Origin of the sequence: Microtetraspora sp. NBRC 16547 (assembly GCF_030268965.1) — a bacterium.
Classification (GTDB): domain Bacteria; phylum Actinomycetota; class Actinomycetes; order Streptosporangiales; family Streptosporangiaceae; genus Microtetraspora.
Genome location: NZ_BSSE01000144.1, coordinates 1 through 255 on the forward strand (window position 1 = coordinate 1; position 255 = coordinate 255).

A 255-nucleotide genomic window follows, 5' to 3' on the forward strand; every position below is an offset into this window, starting at 1 on the left:
CCGGCCAGATCCCCGAACACCTCCACACCCGCCAACTCGCCGAAGAAGCCGAATACGGCAAACTCTGGCGAAACCTCCTCCGCGACCTCGACAAGGCCGGCGAACTCCGCCCCGGCCTCGACCCACGGGTCGCCCACCTCCTCATCCTCGGCGCCCTCAACTGGGCCGCCGAATGGTGGAACCCCAAACGCGACACCTTCGACGCCGTCGTCCGCAACGCCCAGTCACTCATCCGCCACGGCCTCAGCGCCAGAT

At 67.8% G+C, this 255-nt stretch carries 1 protein-coding gene; it reads left to right on the plus strand.

All coding sequences use genetic code 11. The annotated features are described in order from the left end of the window. Window positions 1-255 (plus strand): TetR-type transcription factor C-terminal domain-containing protein (locus tag QSK17_RS35985; protein WP_502889363.1); only part of this gene is annotated, 255 nt, incomplete at both ends.